Raw genomic sequence first — 17,237 nt, 5'->3', positions numbered from 1 at the left:
CACCCCCGCCGCACCACCGCACCCGGCGCCACCCGTTCCCGCCATCCCCGTCGCAGCGGATGTGCAGGCGCCCACCCGGTCTCGGTCACTGCCCTCCAGGCCCTGAGAAACCCGCAGGTCAGAGCAGCACCGCACGGCTGAGCACGCTCCGCGACCCGCCTGGCACCAGCGCCATCTGCCCCGAAGGACTTCACCATGGCCACCTCCCCCGAGACCGTCGAGCCCACGGCCGACAGCCCCGCCGCGCGCCGCCCCGCCGCGGCCCGCAAGGTGACCCGCCACCGCGGCGAGGGCCAGTGGGGCATGGGCCACCACACTCCTCTGAACGCCAACGAGCAGTTCAAGAAGGACGACGACGGTCTCAATGTGCGGACACGTATTGAGACGATCTACGCGCACCGCGGCTTCGACTCGATCGACCCCGCCGACCTGCGCGGCCGGATGCGCTGGTGGGGGCTCTACACCCAGCGCAAGGAGGGCATCGACGGCGGCAAGACCGCGATCCTCGACCCGCACGAGCTGGACGCCGAGCACTTCATGCTCCGGGTCCGCATCGACGGCGGCCGGCTGACCGTCCCCCAGCTGCGGGCGGTCGCCGAGGTCTCCGAGCAGTACGCGCGCGGCACCGCCGACCTGACCGACCGGCAGAACATCCAGTACCACTGGATCCGGATCGAGGACGTCCCCGCGATCTGGCAGAAGCTGGAGGCCGTCGGCCTGTCCACCACCGAGGCCTGCGGCGACACCCCACGCGTCATCCTCGGCTCCCCGGTGGCCGGCGTCGCCGAGGACGAGATCATCGACGGCACCCCCGCCATCGATGAGATCCAGCGCCGCTTCATCGGCAACCCGGACTTCTCCAACCTGCCGCGCAAGTTCAAGAGCGCGGTCTCCGGCTCCCCGCTGCTGGACGTCGCGCACGAGATCAACGACGTCTCCTTCGTCGGCGTGGTCCACCCCGAGCACGGGCCCGGCTTCGACCTGTGGGTCGGCGGCGGCCTGTCCACCAACCCGCGCCTGGGCGTGCGGCTGGGTGCCTGGGTCCCGCTGGACGAGGTCGCGGACGTCTACGGCGGCGTCATCGGCATCTTCCGCGACTACGGCTACCGCCGTCTGCGCAACCGCGCCCGGCTGAAGTTCCTGGTCGCCGACTGGGGCGTGGAGAAGTTCCGCCAGGTGCTGGAGGACGAGTACCTCAAGTACCGGCTGGTCGACGGCCCCGCGCCCGCCGAGCCCGCCGCCCGCTGGCGCGACCACGTCGGCGTCCACCGGCAGAAGGACGGCCGGTTCTACATCGGCTTCGCGCCGCGCGTCGGCCGGGTCCACGGCAAGCTGCTCGGCGAGATCGCCGACCTCGCCGCCGCCCACGGCAGCGACCGGGTGCGCACCACCGCCGAGCAGAAGATGCTGATCCTCGACATCGCCGAGGAGCACGTCGAGTCGGTGGTGGCCGCCCTGGAGGCGCTCGACCTGCGCGTCGCCCCGTCGCCGTTCCGCCGCGGCACCATGGCCTGCACCGGCATCGAGTACTGCAAGCTCGCCATCGTCGAGACCAAGGAGCGCGGCCGCACGCTCATCGACGAACTGGAGCAGCGCCTGCCGGAGTTCACCGAGCCGCTGACCATCAACATCAACGGCTGCCCGAACGCCTGCGCCCGCATCCAGGTCGCCGACATCGGCCTCAAGGGCCAGCTGGTCACCGACGACAACGGCGAGCAGGTCGAGGGCTACCAGGTGCACCTCGGCGGCGCGCTCGGCCTGGAGGCCGGCTTCGGCCGCAAGGTCCGCGGCCTCAAGGTCACCAGCGCCGGCCTGCCCGACTACGTCGAGCGCCTGCTGACCCGCTACCAGGCCGACCGCACCGAGGGCGAGCGCTTCGCCCAGTGGGCGACCCGGGCGACCGAGGAGCAGCTGTCATGAGTGAGCGAGCAGCACCGTTCTTCTGCCCGTACTGCGGGGAAGAGGACCTGCGCCCCTCCGAGGCCGGACACGGCGCCTGGGAATGCCACGGGTGCCGCCGGGCCTTCCAGTTGAAGTTCCTCGGCCTGCTGTCACCGACCGACCACGGGGGTACGTCCCATGAGCAGCACCGCGACTGACCACGAGGCGGCAGCCGTCCGGGCCGGCCGCGAGCTGGAGGAGGCGGCCCCGCAGGAGATCCTGCGGTGGGCCGCCGACACCTTCGGCAAGCGGTTCTGCGTCACCTCCTCGATGGAGGACGCGGTCGTCGCCCACCTCGCCTCCTCGGTGCTCCCCGGCGTGGACGTGGTGTTCCTGGACACCGGCTACCACTTCCCGGAGACCACCGGCACCCGTGACGCGGTGGCCGCGACCATGCCGGTCAACGTCATCACGCTCACCCCGCTGAAGACCGTGGCCGAGCAGGACGCCGAGTACGGGCCGAACCTGCACGACCGCGACCCGGACCTGTGCTGCTCGCTGCGCAAGGTCGAGCCGCTGAACCGCGGCCTCGGCGGGTACGACGCCTGGGCCACCGGGCTGCGCCGCGACGAGTCGCCGACCCGGGCGAACACCCCGGTGGTCTCCTGGGACCCCAAGCGCCGCAAGGTCAAGATCGCCCCGATCGCCCGGTGGACGCAGGAGGACGTGGACGCCTACGTCGCCGCCAACGGCGTGCTGCTCAACCCGCTGCTGTGGGAGGGCTACACCTCGATCGGCTGCTCCCCGCTGTCCTGCACCCGCAAGCCCGCGGAGGGCGAGGACGCCCGGGCCGGCCGCTGGTCCGGCTCCGGCAAGACCGAGTGCGGCATCCACCTCTGACGCACCGCCAGGCGAGCCCGCCGGGCACACACGTACCGTCGACTACCGAGTGAGGAAGACCCCGTGACAGCTCACACCCTGGCCGCCGATGGAGCCGCAGAGGCGGCCCGCACGGCCGGCCCCTGCGAGCGCGGCGCCACCGTGTGGCTGACCGGGCTGCCGAGCGCCGGCAAGACCACGCTGGCCTTCGCGCTGGCCGAGCGGCTGCGCGCCGAGGGCCACCGGGTCGAGGTCCTGGACGGCGACGAGATCCGCGAGTTCCTCTCCAAGGGCCTCGGCTTCTCCCGCGAGGACCGGCACACCAACGTCACCCGGATCGGCTTCGTCGCCGAGAAGCTCGCCGCCAACGGCGTCAAGGTGCTCGCCCCGGTGATCGCCCCGTTCGCCGACTCCCGCACCGCCGTGCGCGAGCGGCACGCCGCGGCCGGCACCGAGTTCCTGGAGATCCACGTCGCGACCCCGGTCGAGCTGTGCGCCGAGCGCGACGTCAAGGGCCTGTACGCCAAGCAGGCGGCCGGCGAGATCTCCGGTCTCACCGGCGTGGACGACCCGTACGAGGCGCCGCAGGACCCGGAACTGCGGATCCGGACACAGGGCCGCGCGGTGGCCGACTCCGCCGCCGAACTGCACGCCTTCCTGACCGAGAGGGGTCTGGCATGACCACCGCGACCGACAGCCCGGTCTACACCGACGACAACCCGTTCGCGCTGTCCCACCTGGACGCGCTGGAGGCCGAGTCGGTGCACATCTTCCGCGAGGTCGCGGGGGAGTTCGAGCGCCCGGTGATCCTCTTCTCCGGCGGCAAGGACTCCATCCTCATGCTGCACCTGGCGCTCAAGGCCTTCGCGCCCGCGCCGGTGCCCTTCTCCCTCCTGCACGTCGACACCGGGCACAACTTCCCCGAGGTCATCGCCTACCGCGACCGCGTCGTCGCGGAGCACAACCTGCGCCTGCACGTCGCCCATGTCCAGGACTTCATCGACGACGGCCGGCTGCGCGAGCGCCCGGACGGCACCCGCAACCCGCTGCAGACCGTCCCGCTGCTGGACGCCATCGAGAAGGGCCGCTTCGACGCGGTCTTCGGCGGCGGCCGCCGCGACGAGGAGAAGGCCCGCGCCAAGGAGCGCGTCTTCTCGCTGCGCGACGAGTTCGGCGCCTGGGACCCGCGCCGCCAGCGCCCCGAACTGTGGTCGCTCTACAACGGCCGGCACGCCGTCGGCGAGCACGTGCGGGTCTTCCCGCTGTCCAACTGGACCGAGCTGGATGTCTGGCAGTACATCGAGCGCGAGGGCATCAAGCTCCCGGAGATCTACTACGCGCACGAGCGGGACGTCTTCTCGCGCGGCGGCATGTGGCTGACCGCCGGCGAGTGGGGCGGCCCCAAGGACAGCGAGCCCGTCCAGCGGCGGCTGATCCGCTACCGCACCGTCGGCGACATGTCCTGCACCGGCGCCGTCGACTCCGACGCCACCACCATCCAGGCCGTGATCGCCGAGATCGCCGCCAGCCGCCTCACCGAGCGCGGCGCCACCCGCGCCGACGACAAGCTGTCCGAGGCCGCGATGGAAGACCGCAAGCGCGAGGGGTACTTCTAATGAGCACGACCGTCGAGAACACCGCCACCTCCCTGCTGCGCTTCGCCACCGCCGGCTCCGTCGACGACGGCAAGTCCACCCTGGTCGGCCGCCTGCTGCACGACTCCAAGTCGGTGCTCGCCGACCAGCTGGAGGCGGTCGAGCACGCCTCCCGCAACCGCGGCCAGGAGGCGCCCGACCTCGCGCTGCTCACCGACGGCCTGCGCGCCGAGCGCGAGCAGGGCATCACCATCGACGTCGCCTACCGCTACTTCGCCACCCCCCGGCGGCGGTTCATCCTCGCCGACACCCCCGGGCACGTGCAGTACACCCGCAACATGGTGACCGGCGCCTCCACCGCCGAACTCGCCGTCGTCCTGGTCGACGCCCGCAACGGCGTGGTCGAGCAGACCCGCCGGCACGCCGCCGTCGCCGCGCTGCTGCGGGTGCCGCACGTCGTGCTCGCCGTCAACAAGATGGACCTCGTCGACTACGCCGAGCCCGTGTTCGCCGCCATCGCCGCCGAGTTCACCGCCTACGCCGCCTCGCTCGGCGTGGGCGACGTGCTCGCCGTCCCGATCTCCGCCCTCGCCGGGGACAACGTCGTCGAGCCCTCCGCGCACATGGACTGGTACGGCGGCCCGACCCTGCTCGAACACCTGGAGACGGTACCGGTCGGCAGCGACCCGAGCGCCGAACCGGCCCGCTTCCCCGTCCAGTACGTGATCCGCCCGCAGACCGAGGAACACCCCGACTACCGCGGCTACGCCGGCCAGCTGGCCTCCGGCGTGCTGCGCGTCGGCGACCCGGTCACCGTCCTGCCGTCGGGCCTCACCAGCACCGTCGCCGGGATCGACGCGCTCGGCCGCCGGACGGACATCGCCTGGGCCCCGCAGTCCGTCACCGTCCGGCTCGCCGACGACCTCGACATCTCCCGCGGCGACCTCATCGCGGCCGGGGCAACGGCCGCCCCCACCAAGGACATCGAGGCCACCGTCAGCCACCTCAACGAGCGCCCGCTGCGCGCCGGGGACAAGGTGCTGCTCAAGCACACCACCCGCACCGTGCGCGCGCTCGTCAAGGAGATCTCCTACCGGATCGACATCGACACCCTCGAACAGCGCTCCGGCGACGAGGGGTTGAACGTCAACGACATCGGCCACGTGAAGCTGCGCACCGCCGAGCCGCTGGCCCTGGACAGCTACTCGGACAACCGTCGCACCGGCTCGTTCCTGCTGATCGACCCGGCCGACGGCACCACCCTCACCGCCGGCATGGCGGGCGAGGCCTTCGAGACCGTACGCACCACCGACGTACCCGACGAGGAGGACTGGGTCTGATGCCCAGCGAGGCGTTCTCGGGCATGGACAAGGAAGGCGGCCGCATCGGCAGCGGCGCCCTCGGCAGCGGCCAGGGCGGCCTGACCCGATGTGCGGGCCGACAGGGCTGAGAACGCCCTGTCACCGGGCTGTCTTCCCCCACAGCCGCCCGGCTTGCCCCGGCACTTGGCTGCCGCGCGCACCACCTTCCGAACCATCCGCCCGAGACCGCTTCCTGACGGTCCGTCCGCGAACAGGACTCCACCATGGCACCGAACCCGGCACCCTCGCATACCCGCACCCGCCCCAACGCCGGCCGGATCAGACGTACCGCCGCGGCCGCCACGGCCGGCCTGGCCGCCGTGGCGCTGCTGTCGGCCTGCAGCTACGGCTCCAAGGCCGACGACAAGTCCTCCGACACCAAGGCCGGCGCCGCCACCGCCGCGGATTCCGGCGCGAAGCTCTCCGCCGACTCCGTGAAGATCGGCTACTTCGCCAACCTGACCCACGGCACCCCGCTGGTCGGCCTCCAGGAGGGCCTCTTCCAGAAGGAGTTGGGCGCCACCCAGGTGAAGACCCAGGTCTTCAACGCGGGCCCGGCCGAGATCGAGGCGCTCAACGCCGGCTCGATCGACATCGGCTGGATCGGCCCCTCCCCGGCGATCAACGGCTACACCAAGTCCGACGGCAAGTCGCTGAAGATCATCAGCGGTTCGGCCTCCGGCGGGGTCAAGCTGGTGGTCAACCCGGACAAGATCTCCTCCCTCGACGACCTCAAGGGCAAGAAGATCGCCACCCCGCAGCTGGGCAACACCCAGGACGTGGCACTGCTCAACTACCTCGCGGGCAAGGGCTACAAGGTCGACGCGGCCTCCGGCGCGGGCGACGTCTCGGTGGTGCGCACCGACAACAAGGTCACCCCCGACGCCTACAAGTCCGGCTCCATCGACGGCGCCTGGGTGCCCGAGCCGACCGCCTCCAAGCTGGTCACGCTCGGCGCGAAGGTCCTGCTCAACGAGAAGGACGTCTGGCCGGACAAGAAGTTCGTGATCACCAACATCATCGTCTCGCAGAAGTTCCTCAAGGAGCACCCGGACGTGGTGGAGGCCGTGCTGCGCGGCTCGGTGAAGACCAACGCCTTCATCAAGGCCGACCCCGACAAGGCCAAGGCCGACGCCAACGCGGCGATCAAGAAGGAGGTCGGGACCGCCCTGGAGCCCGCCGTCCTCGACCCGGCCTGGGCCGACATCGACTTCCTGGACGACCCGCTGGCGAACACCCTGCAGGCCGAGGCCGACCACGCCGTCACCGCCGGGCTCCTCAAGAAGCCCAGCCTGAACGGCATCTACGACGTCACCCTGCTGAACAAGGTCCTCGCCGCCCAGGGCCAGGCCGCCGTGGCGGACGCCGGGCTCGGCGCCAAGTAGCGCCACCGCCCCTCCAGTTCCGCGGTCCGGCCCCCGCCCGCCCGGTCGATCCCCGATCGATGCCCACCGGGACGGGCGGGGCCCGGGCCCCGGCCCCGACCCGCAGCCCCCGCAGACCACTCACGCAGGAGGTGCCCGCATGAGCGAGCGCAGCGAGCGAATCATCAGAAGGTGCGCGTGGGCGAATGCCCCTGCCGAGCGAAGCGAGGCGGGCGCATGAGCGAGCGCAGCGAGCGAATCATCAAGAGGTGCGCATGAGCCCGGCACTGACCACCTCGGCGGACGCCCCTGGCACCGACGCCCACGGCGGCGCGCCCGCCGTCCGGATCTCGCACGTGCACAAGTCCTTCGGCCGCCCCGGCGCGCAGACCCACGTCCTGGACGACATCACCCTCGACGTCGCGCCCGGCGAGTTCGTCACCCTGCTCGGCGCCTCGGGCTGCGGCAAGTCCACCCTGCTCAACCTGGTCGCCGGCCTCGACAAGCCCACCGCCGGCAGCATCGAGGTGCCCGGCGGCCGCCCCGCCCTGATGTTCCAGGAACACGCGCTGTTCCCCTGGCTCACCGCCGGGAAGAACATCGAGCTCGCCCTCAAGCTGGCCGGCCTGCCCCGCCCCGAGCGCCGCGCCGAGGCCGAGCGGCTGCTCGAACTCGTCCGCCTGAAGGGCTCGTACGGCAAGCGGGTGCACGAGCTGTCCGGCGGCATGCGCCAGCGCGTGGCGATGGCCCGGGCACTCGCCCAGGGCAGCAAGGTCCTGCTGATGGACGAGCCGTTCGCCGCGCTGGACGCCATCACCCGGGACGTGCTGCACGACGAGATCACCCGGATCTGGGCCGAGCGGCAGCTGTCCGTCCTCTTCGTCACCCACAACGTGCGCGAGGCGGTGCGCCTGGCCCAGCGGGTCGTGCTGCTCTCCTCCCGCCCCGGCCGGGTCGCCCGCGAATGGCGGATCGACCTGCCGCAGCCGCGCCGCATCGAGTCCGCGGGTGTCGCCGACCTGTCCATCGAGATCACCGAAGAACTGCGTGGGGAGATCCGTCGCCATGGCCAGCACTGACACCACCCCCGTCCTGGACAAGACCGCCACGGTCGACGCGGCCGAGAAGGGCGCCACCGACACCGCCGGCGTCGGCGCGGGCCTGGACGCCCTCGACACCGTCACGGCGCAGCGCGGCTCGCTCGGTGAGGCCCTGCGGACCAAGGCGCTGCCGCCGCTGATCGGCGTGCTCGTGGTGATCGCCCTGTGGCAGGGGGCGTACAGCCTGCACGTCACCTCCTCGTACAAGCTGCCCAGCCCGGCGGACGTGTGGCACTCCGCGCAGGACCTCTGGTACCAGGGCACGCTGTTCTCGATCATCTGGACCAGCGTCTGGCGCGGCCTGTCCGGCTTCCTGCTCGCCGTGGTGATCGGCACCCCGATCGGACTGGTCGTCGCCCGGGTCAGGCCGGTGCGCACCGCGATCGGGCCGGTCCTGCAGGGCCTGCAGTCGCTGCCCTCGGTCGCCTGGGTGCCGGCCGCCGTCATCTGGCTCGGCATCAACGACTCGATGATGTACGCGGTGATCCTGCTGGGCGCCGTCCCGTCGATCGCCAACGGGCTGGTGGCCGGCATCGACCAGGTGCCGCCGCTGTTCCTGCGGGCCGGGCGCACCATCGGCGCCACCGGTCTGGCGGGCGCCCGGCACGTGCTGATCCCGGCCGCGCTGCCCGGCTACCTGGCCGGGCTCAAGCAGGGCTGGGCGTTCTCCTGGCGCTCGCTGATGGCCGCCGAACTGGTCGCCTCCTCCCCCGACCTGGGCCGGGGCCTGGGCCGGTTCCTGGAGGACCAGCGCGAGTTCTCCGACATGTCCGGGGTCCTGCTCGGCATCATCCTGATCCTGTTCGTCGGCATCGCCATCGAGCTGCTGGTGTTCACCCCGGTCGAGCGCCGGGTGCTGCGCAACCGCGGCCTGCTGGCCGGCGGCAAGTGAGGCCCCGCTGATGCCCGCCCTCCTCCTCATCGCCCACGGCAGCCGCGACCCGCGCCACGCCGCGACCGTGGCCGCGCTCGTCGAGGAGGTGCGGGACCGGCGGCCCGGCGTCGAGGTCGCCACCGCGTACCTGGACCACTGCGCGCCGCGGATCCCGCAGGTGGTGGGACGGCTGGCGGACGCGGTGGCCGTCCCGCTGCTGCTCAACCGGGCGTTCCACGCCAAGCACGACATCCCCGCCGCCCTGCGCGCCGTCGGCTCCCGGCTGCCGGTCGCGGACGTGCTCGGCCCCTCCCCACTGCTGCTCGCCGCCCTGGACCGCCGCCTCGCCGAGGCCGGCCTCGACGTCTCCTCCCCCGCCGTCCGCGCCCGCACCGGTGTGGTGCTGGCCGCCGCGGGCTCCTCCGACCCGGCGGCCGGCGCCGCGACCCGCGCGGTGGCCGCCGAGTGGCGGCGCACCCGCGGCTGGGCCGCCGTCGAGGTCGCCTACGCCTCCGCCGCCGGCCCCCGTGTCCCCGACGCCCTCGGCGCCCTCCGGGCCGCGGGCGCCGAGCACACCGCCGTCTCCCCCTACCTGCTCGCCCCGGGCCTGCTGCCCGACCGCATCGCGGCGGCGTCGGAAGGGGCGGACGTGCTGGCCGACGTCCTCGGCCCCGCCCCCGAGCTGGCGGCCCTGCTCCTGGAGCGCTACGACGAGGCGAGCCGCACAACCTCGGCCGTCCCTGCGCTCACCGCCTGAGCGGGGAGCCCTCCCTCACGTGTGGTCCAGGATGCTGTGCTCGCTGAGGTCGGACGCGAACCGCGCCACGGTGCGGTAGTCCGCATCATCGTGGAGGACCGTGAGTCCGTGGTGCGCGGCCGTCGCCGCGATCATGAGGTCCACCGCAGATGCACTGCGGTGCTGTCCGGCGAGTGCCATCCGTCGTTGCGCCGTGGCGATCCAGCGCCCCGCGCCCTTCGGCACCGAGACGTCCGGGTACAGCTCGGCGAACATCTCGGAGATCTCGTCGTACTCCCGACCGTCACGCGCGGTGTACAGGAACTCGGCACGCTGCGGATAGCACGACGCGATCGACCCCGCGTCGATCGCGTCGTACCAAGCGGCCTGGAGGTTCGGATCACGGAGCAGCCGGACCAGCCCGGAGGTGTCGAGCAGGTAGATCACCGGGCGTCCTTCTCGGCCTGGTGCAGCCGCTCGGCGCGATCGACGGCCTCCCAGTTCCGAGCCCGCTCGAAGTGCCTGCCGATGCGGGCCGCCCGTTCCTGACGCTCGGCGTAGTAGCGCAGCGCGAGATTGACGGCTTCCTTCTTCGTCCGCACTCCGGCGAGTGCCATCGCCCGCTCCAACGCCTCTTCATCGATGTCGATCTGGGTCACGGACATTCGGCGCCTCCGTCGATCGATGTTGGTTATATCCATGGAATTGTACTCCGCCAACATCACACTGGGCGAGGACCGGAACCAGGCCGGACCGACGGCGCGCGCGGCCGGTGGCCACGCGCGCCGTGCGGGTGGTGCGGGTCAGGCCAGGAGGTTCCGCTTCTCGTTGGCGGCGCCGTTGCAGTCCCAGATCTGGACGGGCGTGCTGTCGGCGTTGCTGCCGCCGCGCGCGTCCACGCACTTGTTCACGCACCCGCTGATCCGACCGGCCGGGCCCGCCAGGACGGGCGAGCCGGTCACGATCCAGCCGCGAACAGGGCGGCGGTGCGACGCACGGCGGGGCTCCTTGGGGGTGAGGGTGATCCGGTCGACGGTCCGGCCGCGGGCATCAGACGGGCAGGTGCCAGATCTGGTTGGCGGCGGTGGCGCCGAAGCAGTCCCAGATCTGCAGGACCGCTCCGTTGGCGCTGGAGACGCCCCGGACGTCCAGGCAGCGGCCGGACTGCGGGTTGACCAGCGAGCCGTCGGCCCGCGGGCGCCACTGCTGGGCGCCGCTGCCGTTGCACTCCCAGGTCCGCACCAGGGTGCCGTTGCCGGTGCGCCCGCCCTCGACGTCCAGGCAGTTGCCGACGGCCCGGACGGTGCCGTCGGCGCCGACCTTCCAGGTCTGGTTCACGTTGCCCAGGCAGTCCCAGATCTGGGTCTGGGTCCCGTTGGCGTTGCTGCCGCCGCGCACGTCCAGGCACTTGCCCGCGATGCCGGTGATCTGGCCGACCGGGCCCGCCGGGACCGCCGGACCGAAGGAGACGCCGCCCCAGCCCCCCGTGGCCATACCGGAGCACCCCGCGGTGGCGGTGGTGTTGCCGGTGACCCAGCCGCTCATCCCGTACGAGTAGGTGGGAAACCCGTTGCTGTCGGGGAGGCCCTGGCAGGTGATCCCGACCATCCAGGTCTGCTGCGGGTCGAGGCCCGTGCAGGTGCCGGAGAGGCCCCAGCCGGTGCCGCTGACGGTGCAGCTCCCGACACCGCCCGGGCCCGGGGTGGTGTCGGCCGACGCGTTACGGGTGGTGCTCTCGGCGGCACCGGCGGCGGGCGCGGTGACCGCGGCGGCTCCGGCGAGCAGGGCGGTGGCGAACAGGGCGGCGGTACGACGCACGGGGGTAGTCCTTCCGGAGAGGGTGAACCGACCGGCCCGCATGTGAAGTATTCGCGGTGAAGATGCGATCTTTGTGCGGGCCGCGCGAAAGCCTCGGGCACGCCGTGTTCACGGTCAACGAGCAAGGCCAAGATCACGCCATAGATTCGTACACGCACGGAGCTTGTACGACACGGCGCGGGAACGGCCCCGGCAGACCGCGCGCCCGGCCGATCCGGCCGGATCGCGTACGGCCCGGCCCCCGGGTGAGCGGGGGCCGGGCCGTCAGGCGACCCGGGGTCGGGCGGCGCCGGGTCAGATCCGGCGCAGGGTGAAAGCGTCCGTCGGGTGGCCCGCGATGGCGTCGCCGAGGCCGGCGGAGAGCTGGTAGACGCGGCCCGCCGGGCCGGCGATGAGCGCGGTGGGAGTGGCGTCCACGGAGGGGCGGACGGCGGTGAGGCGGGCGGTGCGCCAGTGGTCGTCGGAGCGCAGTTCGACCTCGGCGTCGCGGCCGGCCCCCAGGAGGGCGTTGGTGACGCCCGCGACGGAACCGTCCGGGCGGCCGAGCAGGCCGTCCAGGTGGAGCAGGGACGCGGCTCCGGCGTCCACCTCGACCTGCCGCACGGCGGCCGGGTTCCACAGCGGGACCTGCCACAGCGTGCCGTCGTCCCACTTGCCGATGATCAGCCGGCCCTCGCGCAGGACGATGCCGTTGAGGCCGTACGAACCCGGGGCGGGGGTCAGCCGTGGGTCCCGCAGCAGGACGGAGGCGGTGCCGTCCGGCGCCACCCGGTAGACGACGGGGGCGAAGGAGTCGGTGACGTAGGCGGTGCCGTCGGGGCCGACCGCGATGTCGTTGGCCAGGTGGTTGCCGCCGTCGGCGGCGACGGCGGCGAGGTCGGTGTAGAAGAGGCGGCGGCCGGTGTCCAGGTCGTAGGCGCCGATCCCGGCGATCTTCCCGAGGGTCGCGGGGCTGCTGTGCTCGCCGACGCCGTTGTCGAGGTCGGTGACCAGGACGCGGCGGTGGACGGGGTCGACCCGCAGGCCGGCGACCTCGGTCAGCGCGGGGTCCTGCACCAGGGTGCGCACGGTCCCGTCGGTGCCGACGGCGGAGACCGTGCCGTGCCGCAGCGAGCCGAGCAGGAAGCGGTGGTGGGAGGCGTCCCAGGCGCCCGCCTCGGGCACCAGGGTGGGCGCGTGGCCGGTGATCACGGCCGGGGCCGGGCAGTTGGCGGGCGACGCGGCGGCGGGCGAGGCCGCGGGCAGTGCGCCGGCGGCGCCCAGCAGGGTGGTCAATGCGGCCGCGACCAGGGTGCGGCGGAGAGTACGGTGCTGACGGTTGCTCATCGGAATTCCCTTGCGTGCGATCCGTTGACGTGATCAAGCTTCGCGTGAACGGGCGGTCCGCAGCAGTGCGTGGGAATACTGGTAGTTCGACTACCAGGGAGGACGGGGGAGATGGTCGAGGTGGAGGACGCCCAGGAGCGCCGTACGGCGCTGTCGAGTTTCCTGCGCAGCCGCCGGGCGCGGCTGACGCCGCAGGACGTGGGGCTGGCGCCGGGGGTGCGGCGGCGCACACCGGGGCTGCGGCGGGAGGAGCTGGCGCTGCTCGCCGGGGTGGGGGTGACCTGGTACACGTGGCTGGAGCAGGGGCGGGACATCCATCCGTCCCCGGAGGTGCTGGCGAGCCTGGCCCGGACGCTGCGGCTGGACCGGGCGGAGACGGCGTACCTGTTCCGGCTGTCCGGCAGTCACCCGCAGGACGGGGAGGTGGCCGCGCCGGGGGACGTACCGGTCCCGCTGCTGCGGCTGATGCACGCGCAGTGGCCGGCGCCGTCCTTCGTGATGGACGCCAACTGGGACATCCGGGCCTGGAATCCGGGCGCGGACGCGCTGTTCGGCCTGACCGGCCGGCCGCCGCAGGAGTGCAACCTGGCCTGGGTGGTGTTCGGCAACCCCGTGCACCGGGCCCGGGTCGAGCACTGGGAGGAGCATGCCCGCAGTTTCCTGGCGCAGCTGCGTTCCGCCTATGCCGAGCGCGGTGGCGAGACGACGGCCGTGGGGCGCCATCTGGCCCGGATGATCCAGCAGATGCGCGGCGAGTACGCGGAGGCGGACCGTTGGCTGGATGAGCACCAGGTCGCCGAGCGTTCCGGCTCCGAGAAGGTCCTCCGGCACGAGGCGGTGGGTCTGCTGCGGATCGACCAGCATGTGCTGCTGGCCGCCGAGGGCCTGCAGCTGATCGTGATGGCCCCGCGTGACGCCGAGACGGAGGAGCGGCTGCGCGCCCTCGCCCCGGCCCCGGCCCTGGCCCTGACTCCGGCGGCGGCGGTGGCAGCGGTGTGACGCGGAACGGTCCGCCGCCCCCGTGTGGCGCGGGGCGGCGGATCGGGAGCGGCGGTCAGGCCGGGAGGTTCCACTTCTGGTTGGCGGCGCCGTTGCAGTCCCAGATGCCGAGCTGGTTGCCGTTGGTGGTGGAGAAGCCGAGGTCGTCCAGGCAGCGGCCGGACTGCGGGTTGAGTAGCGAGCCGTCCGGGCGGACCTGCCACTGCTGGGCGCCGGTGCCGTTGCAGTCGTAGATCTGCACCAGGGTGGCGTTGCCGGTGTTTCCGCCCTGGACGTCCAGGCACCTGCCGAGGGCGCGGATGGTGCCGTCGGTGCCGACCCTCCAGGTCTGGTTGGCGGCGCCGGTGCAGTCCCAGATCTGGACGGGCGTGCTGTTGGCGTTGCTGCCGCCGCGCACGTCCGCGCACTTGTTCACGTAGCCGCTGATCTGGCCGACCGGTCCCGCCGGCACCGGGGAGCCGTACACGATCCAGCCGGAGGTCGGCATCGCCGGGAAGAAGCACCCCGCGGTGGCGGTGACGTTGCCGGTGGCCCAGCCGCTGGACGTCCCCGAGAAGACGGGGAAGCCGTTGCTGCCGATGCTCTGGCAGGTGCCCGCGACGCGCCAGGTCTGCTGCGGGTCGATGCCCGTGCACGTGCCGACGAAGCCGTAGCCGTTGCGGCCGACGGTACAGCTTCCGGCGGTCAGGGCATTGGTGGTCGGCGCGGCGGACGCGGACGGCGCGTTCCGGGTGGTGCTCTCGGCGGCGTTGGCGGCGGGCGCGGTGAGCGCGGCGGCCCCGGCGAGCAGGGCGGTGGTCAGAAGTGCGGAGGTTCGGCGCATCGGTACGGTCGTCCTTCCGGTTGGCGGATCACGTCGACTCACCCTCGGCCGCACCGTGTTGACGGTGTGGCAGATGTGTGGGCCGGGTGAGAGCTTCGGGGCCTCGTGATCGACCGTCAACCGGCAGTAAGGCGGAAGCTGCCGGTGCGATCGGGGCTGACCAGCACCGTTGCCCCGGGCGGCAGTTTCACCGCGAGCGGGCAGTTTCACCGCGCGCGGGCAGCGGTGTCGCGGCCGCCTGGGTGCGGACAGGCGCTGTCGCGGCCGTCGGCCCCGAAAACGCGGAACGGGCCCCGCGCCCCCCACGACAGAGGGGAGGCACGGGGCCCGTTCGGCGGGCTCGGACGGTCGTCAGTCCGTCTTGCGACGCTGGCGCCCGGTCCCGTAGTTGGAGCCGGACTTGGTGCCGCTGCCCGGCTTGGCGCGGCCGGAGGAGCGGCCGATGAAGCCGGCCGCCTGGGGGCGGTCGCCCTGGGCGGCGGCGGCGCCCATCCGCTGCTTGGGGCGGGGGCGGCGCGGGTTGCCGTTCATGTCGACGTCGGCGGGCAGCCCGGAGCGCTTGCCGGAGCGGCGGCGCGGGGACCCGCTCTTGGACCCGGCGCGCTTCTCGTCCGCCGAACCCGCCGAGTCGGCCGGGGCCCCCGCGGCGGCCTGGGCCACCGGCACCGCCAGGGTGACCGGGACACCGCTCGGCGTGCGGGCGCCGGTGATCCGCGCCAGGTCGGCGTCGCCGGGGCGGATCTTGGTGACGGTCGGGCGGATGCCGGCCACCGTCATCAGCCGGTTGACCTCGCGGCGCTGCTCGGGCAGTACGAGCGTGACGACCGTGCCGGACTCGCCGGCCCGGGCGGTGCGGCCGCCGCGGTGCAGGTAGTCCTTGTGGTCGATCGGCGGGTCGATGTTGACGACCAGGTCCAGGCCGTCGATGTGGATGCCGCGCGCGGCGACGTTGGTGGCGATCAGCGCGGAGATGTGGCCGTCGCGGAACTGGTCGAGCACCCGGTTGCGCTGCGGCTGGGACTTGCCGCCGTGCAGGGCGGCGGCCTTCACGCCGTTGGCGAGCAGCTGCTTGGCGAGCCGGTCGGCGCCGTGCTTGGTGTGCACGAACATGATCACGCGGCCCTCGCGGGAGGCGATGTGCGCGGTCGCGGAGGCCTTGTCGGTCGGCTCGAGCTGCAGGACGTGGTGGTCCATGGTGGAGACCGCGCCGGCCGACGGGTCGACCGAGTGGGTCACCGGGTCGGTCAGGAAGCGCTTGACCAGCCGGTCGACGTTGCGGTCCAGGGTGGCGGAGAACAGCATCCGCTGCCCGCCCTCGGCGACCTGCTCCAGAAGCTTGCTGACCTGCGGCAGGAAGCCCATGTCGGCCATCTGGTCGGCCTCGTCCAGGACGGTGATCGCCACGTCGGAGAGGATGACGTCGCCGCGCCCGATCAGGTCGTCCAGCCGGCCCGGGGTGGCGACCAGGACCTCGGTGCCACGGCGCACGGCGTTGGCCTGCCGACCGATGGACATGCCGCCGACGACGGTGGTGATCCGCAGGTTCACGGCGGTGGCGTACGGGGTGAGCGCCTCGGTGACCTGCTGGGCCAGCTCGCGGGTGGGCACCAGGACGAGGGCCAGCGGGTGCCGGGCGTCGGCGCGGCGTCCGGCGGTCCGGGCGAGCAGCGGCAGGCCGAACGCCAGGGTCTTGCCGGAGCCGGTGCGGCCGCGGCCGAGCACGTCGCGTCCGGCGATCGAGTCGGGCAGCGTGGCGCCCTGGATCGGGAACGGCTCGGTGACGCCCTGGCGGGTGAGCGCGGAGAGGAGCGCCTTGGGCAGCTCGAGCTCGGCGAAGGTGGCCGCCGGGGGGCGGGCCGGGGTGCCCTGGACCACGGTGAAGTCGGCGGCCTCGGGCGCGGCGGCGCGGGCCTGCTTGGGGGCACCGGTGCGGCCGCGCGGCTTGCGCAGGCGGTCGCCGCCGCCGGCGTTGCGGCGGGACTGGTCGGTGGTGCGGGGGCCGCGGTCGCGCGGCGGGCGGGCAGGGGTGGTCATGGGATCTCCGATCCGTCGGTCTGAAGCCCGCGGTGTGCGGACTGGTCGGCCGTCGGAAGGGAGTGCGCCGCCCCGGCCGTACGGCGGCATGAACGGGGGCCCGCACCGTGCGGTGCGGGCCCCGCTTCGCGATGATCGCGAGTCAGCGCTGGGGCTGACGTCAGCCGATGATCATGATGTTCTCGGCCTGCGGGCCCTTCTGGCCCTGCGTGACGTCGAACTCGACCTTCTGGCCCTCGAACAGCTCACGGAAGCCCTGAGCCTGGATGTTCGAGTAGTGGGCGAACACGTCAGCGCCACCACCATCCTGCTCGATGAAGCCGAAGCCCTTTTCGCTGTTGAACCACTTCACGGTGCCGGTAGCCATAACCGTCTCCTCTAACTGGGGCATCAGGGACTCACACCTCGTGAATCCCCAAGTAGCCGCGATCCCCATCCGGAGACTGA

At 72.8% G+C, this 17,237-nt stretch carries 18 protein-coding genes; 11 read left to right on the top strand and 7 right to left on the bottom strand.

What is annotated here, in order from left to right; genetic code table 11:
- The first annotated feature begins 195 nt into the window (after positions 1-195).
- The 10 genes from ACIBEC_RS14005 (at position 196) to ACIBEC_RS13960 (ending at position 9,811) form a co-directional block, all read left to right on the top strand.
- On the top strand, positions 196-1,920 hold the full coding sequence (locus ACIBEC_RS14005) for a nitrite/sulfite reductase (RefSeq protein ID WP_360499222.1): 1,725 nt from the start codon (positions 196-198) through the stop codon (positions 1,918-1,920).
- The gene (locus ACIBEC_RS14000) at positions 1,917-2,099 is read left to right on the top strand and encodes a hypothetical protein (RefSeq protein ID WP_360499220.1); all 183 of its coding nucleotides are present in this window, start codon (positions 1,917-1,919) and stop codon (positions 2,097-2,099) included. The genes ACIBEC_RS14005 and ACIBEC_RS14000 overlap by 4 nt, the downstream gene beginning before the upstream one ends.
- Positions 2,080-2,781 (top strand): phosphoadenylyl-sulfate reductase, encoded by a 702-nt coding sequence (locus tag ACIBEC_RS13995; RefSeq protein ID WP_360499218.1) that lies wholly within the window; start codon positions 2,080-2,082, stop codon positions 2,779-2,781. The genes ACIBEC_RS14000 and ACIBEC_RS13995 overlap by 20 nt, the downstream gene beginning before the upstream one ends.
- A 78-nt stretch (positions 2,782-2,859) precedes the next feature.
- Complete coding sequence (gene cysC / locus ACIBEC_RS13990) at positions 2,860-3,441, top strand: adenylyl-sulfate kinase (RefSeq protein WP_360499400.1); 582 nt, start codon at positions 2,860-2,862, stop codon at positions 3,439-3,441.
- Positions 3,438-4,376: a sulfate adenylyltransferase subunit CysD gene (gene cysD / locus ACIBEC_RS13985; protein WP_360499216.1), complete on the top strand. Its 939-nt coding sequence runs from the start codon at positions 3,438-3,440 to the stop codon at positions 4,374-4,376. Before cysC ends, cysD begins: the two co-directional genes overlap by 4 nt.
- On the top strand, positions 4,376-5,695 hold the full coding sequence (locus tag ACIBEC_RS13980) for a GTP-binding protein (RefSeq protein WP_360499214.1): 1,320 nt from the start codon (positions 4,376-4,378) through the stop codon (positions 5,693-5,695). Before cysD ends, ACIBEC_RS13980 begins: the two co-directional genes overlap by 1 nt.
- A 245-nt stretch (positions 5,696-5,940) precedes the next feature.
- On the top strand, positions 5,941-7,101 hold the full coding sequence (locus ACIBEC_RS13975) for an ABC transporter substrate-binding protein (protein ID WP_360499212.1): 1,161 nt from the start codon (positions 5,941-5,943) through the stop codon (positions 7,099-7,101).
- A gap of 254 nt (positions 7,102-7,355) precedes the next feature.
- A complete protein-coding gene (locus tag ACIBEC_RS13970) occupies positions 7,356-8,159 on the top strand; it encodes an ABC transporter ATP-binding protein (protein ID WP_360499210.1) in 804 nt (267 codons plus the stop codon).
- Positions 8,146-9,072: an ABC transporter permease gene (locus ACIBEC_RS13965; RefSeq protein ID WP_360499208.1), complete on the top strand. Its 927-nt coding sequence runs from the start codon at positions 8,146-8,148 to the stop codon at positions 9,070-9,072. The genes ACIBEC_RS13970 and ACIBEC_RS13965 overlap by 14 nt, the downstream gene beginning before the upstream one ends.
- A gap of 10 nt (positions 9,073-9,082) precedes the next feature.
- A complete protein-coding gene (locus ACIBEC_RS13960) occupies positions 9,083-9,811 on the top strand; it encodes a sirohydrochlorin chelatase (protein ID WP_360499206.1) in 729 nt (242 codons plus the stop codon).
- A gap of 15 nt (positions 9,812-9,826) precedes the next feature.
- Here the strand turns inward: ACIBEC_RS13960 and ACIBEC_RS13955 are convergent, their stop codons facing one another.
- The 4 genes from ACIBEC_RS13955 to ACIBEC_RS13940 form a co-directional block, all read right to left on the bottom strand.
- Positions 9,827-10,237 carry a PIN domain-containing protein gene (locus ACIBEC_RS13955; protein ID WP_360499204.1) on the bottom strand — a complete coding sequence of 137 codons (411 nt, stop codon included), beginning with the start codon at positions 10,235-10,237 and terminating at the stop codon, positions 9,827-9,829.
- Entirely contained in the window at positions 10,234-10,455 is a 222-nt protein-coding gene (locus tag ACIBEC_RS13950) for a type II toxin-antitoxin system VapB family antitoxin (protein ID WP_360499202.1), read from the bottom strand. Before ACIBEC_RS13950 ends, ACIBEC_RS13955 begins: the two co-directional genes overlap by 4 nt.
- Before the next feature lie 385 nt (positions 10,456-10,840).
- Complete coding sequence (locus ACIBEC_RS13945; RefSeq protein ID WP_360499200.1) at positions 10,841-11,608, bottom strand: ricin-type beta-trefoil lectin domain protein; 768 nt, start codon at positions 11,606-11,608, stop codon at positions 10,841-10,843.
- Positions 11,609-11,902: 294 nt separating this feature from the next.
- A complete protein-coding gene (locus ACIBEC_RS13940; protein ID WP_360499198.1) occupies positions 11,903-12,934 on the bottom strand; it encodes a hypothetical protein in 1,032 nt (343 codons plus the stop codon).
- Positions 12,935-13,045: 111 nt separating this feature from the next.
- Here ACIBEC_RS13940 and ACIBEC_RS13935 point away from each other — a divergent pair, with 111 nt between their 5' ends.
- Positions 13,046-13,933, top strand: a complete 888-nt coding sequence (locus ACIBEC_RS13935) for a helix-turn-helix transcriptional regulator (protein WP_360499196.1) — start codon at positions 13,046-13,048, stop codon at positions 13,931-13,933.
- 55 nt (positions 13,934-13,988) lie between these two features.
- Here the strand turns inward: ACIBEC_RS13935 and ACIBEC_RS13930 are convergent, their stop codons facing one another.
- From ACIBEC_RS13930 to ACIBEC_RS13920, 3 genes are all read right to left on the bottom strand, one after another.
- A complete protein-coding gene (locus ACIBEC_RS13930) occupies positions 13,989-14,756 on the bottom strand; it encodes a ricin-type beta-trefoil lectin domain protein (protein ID WP_360499194.1) in 768 nt (255 codons plus the stop codon).
- Between the two features lie 351 nt (positions 14,757-15,107).
- Positions 15,108-16,790 carry a DEAD/DEAH box helicase gene (locus ACIBEC_RS13925; RefSeq protein ID WP_360499193.1) on the bottom strand — a complete coding sequence of 561 codons (1,683 nt, stop codon included), beginning with the start codon at positions 16,788-16,790 and terminating at the stop codon, positions 15,108-15,110.
- Positions 16,791-16,950: 160 nt separating this feature from the next.
- Entirely contained in the window at positions 16,951-17,157 is a 207-nt protein-coding gene (locus ACIBEC_RS13920) for a cold-shock protein (protein WP_030242345.1), read from the bottom strand.
- Between the last annotated feature and the right edge of the window lie 80 nt (positions 17,158-17,237).

The sequence above is a fragment of the Kitasatospora sp. NPDC051164 genome, assembly GCF_044455625.1.
Classification (GTDB): Bacteria; Actinomycetota; Actinomycetes; order Streptomycetales; family Streptomycetaceae; genus Kitasatospora.
This window is presented reverse-complemented; position numbering and strand designations above follow the sequence as displayed.

Coding starts and splice junctions, on each gene's coding strand:
- ACIBEC_RS13980 (WP_360499214.1), top strand. CDS start 4,376: ATGAGCACGACCGTCGAGAACACCGCCACCTCCCTGCTGCGCTTCGCC.
- ACIBEC_RS13935 (WP_360499196.1), top strand. CDS start 13,046: ATGGTCGAGGTGGAGGACGCCCAGGAGCGCCGTACGGCGCTGTCGAGT.
- ACIBEC_RS13930 (WP_360499194.1), bottom strand. CDS start 14,756: ATGCGCCGAACCTCCGCACTTCTGACCACCGCCCTGCTCGCCGGGGCC.
- ACIBEC_RS13970 (WP_360499210.1), top strand. CDS start 7,356: ATGAGCCCGGCACTGACCACCTCGGCGGACGCCCCTGGCACCGACGCC.
- ACIBEC_RS13940 (WP_360499198.1), bottom strand. CDS start 12,934: ATGAGCAACCGTCAGCACCGTACTCTCCGCCGCACCCTGGTCGCGGCC.
- cysD (WP_360499216.1), top strand. CDS start 3,438: ATGACCACCGCGACCGACAGCCCGGTCTACACCGACGACAACCCGTTC.
- ACIBEC_RS14005 (WP_360499222.1), top strand. CDS start 196: ATGGCCACCTCCCCCGAGACCGTCGAGCCCACGGCCGACAGCCCCGCC.
- ACIBEC_RS13960 (WP_360499206.1), top strand. CDS start 9,083: ATGCCCGCCCTCCTCCTCATCGCCCACGGCAGCCGCGACCCGCGCCAC.
- ACIBEC_RS13965 (WP_360499208.1), top strand. CDS start 8,146: ATGGCCAGCACTGACACCACCCCCGTCCTGGACAAGACCGCCACGGTC.
- ACIBEC_RS13925 (WP_360499193.1), bottom strand. CDS start 16,790: ATGACCACCCCTGCCCGCCCGCCGCGCGACCGCGGCCCCCGCACCACC.
- ACIBEC_RS13995 (WP_360499218.1), top strand. CDS start 2,080: ATGAGCAGCACCGCGACTGACCACGAGGCGGCAGCCGTCCGGGCCGGC.
- ACIBEC_RS13975 (WP_360499212.1), top strand. CDS start 5,941: ATGGCACCGAACCCGGCACCCTCGCATACCCGCACCCGCCCCAACGCC.
- ACIBEC_RS13920 (WP_030242345.1), bottom strand. CDS start 17,157: ATGGCTACCGGCACCGTGAAGTGGTTCAACAGCGAAAAGGGCTTCGGC.
- ACIBEC_RS13950 (WP_360499202.1), bottom strand. CDS start 10,455: ATGTCCGTGACCCAGATCGACATCGATGAAGAGGCGTTGGAGCGGGCG.
- ACIBEC_RS14000 (WP_360499220.1), top strand. CDS start 1,917: ATGAGTGAGCGAGCAGCACCGTTCTTCTGCCCGTACTGCGGGGAAGAG.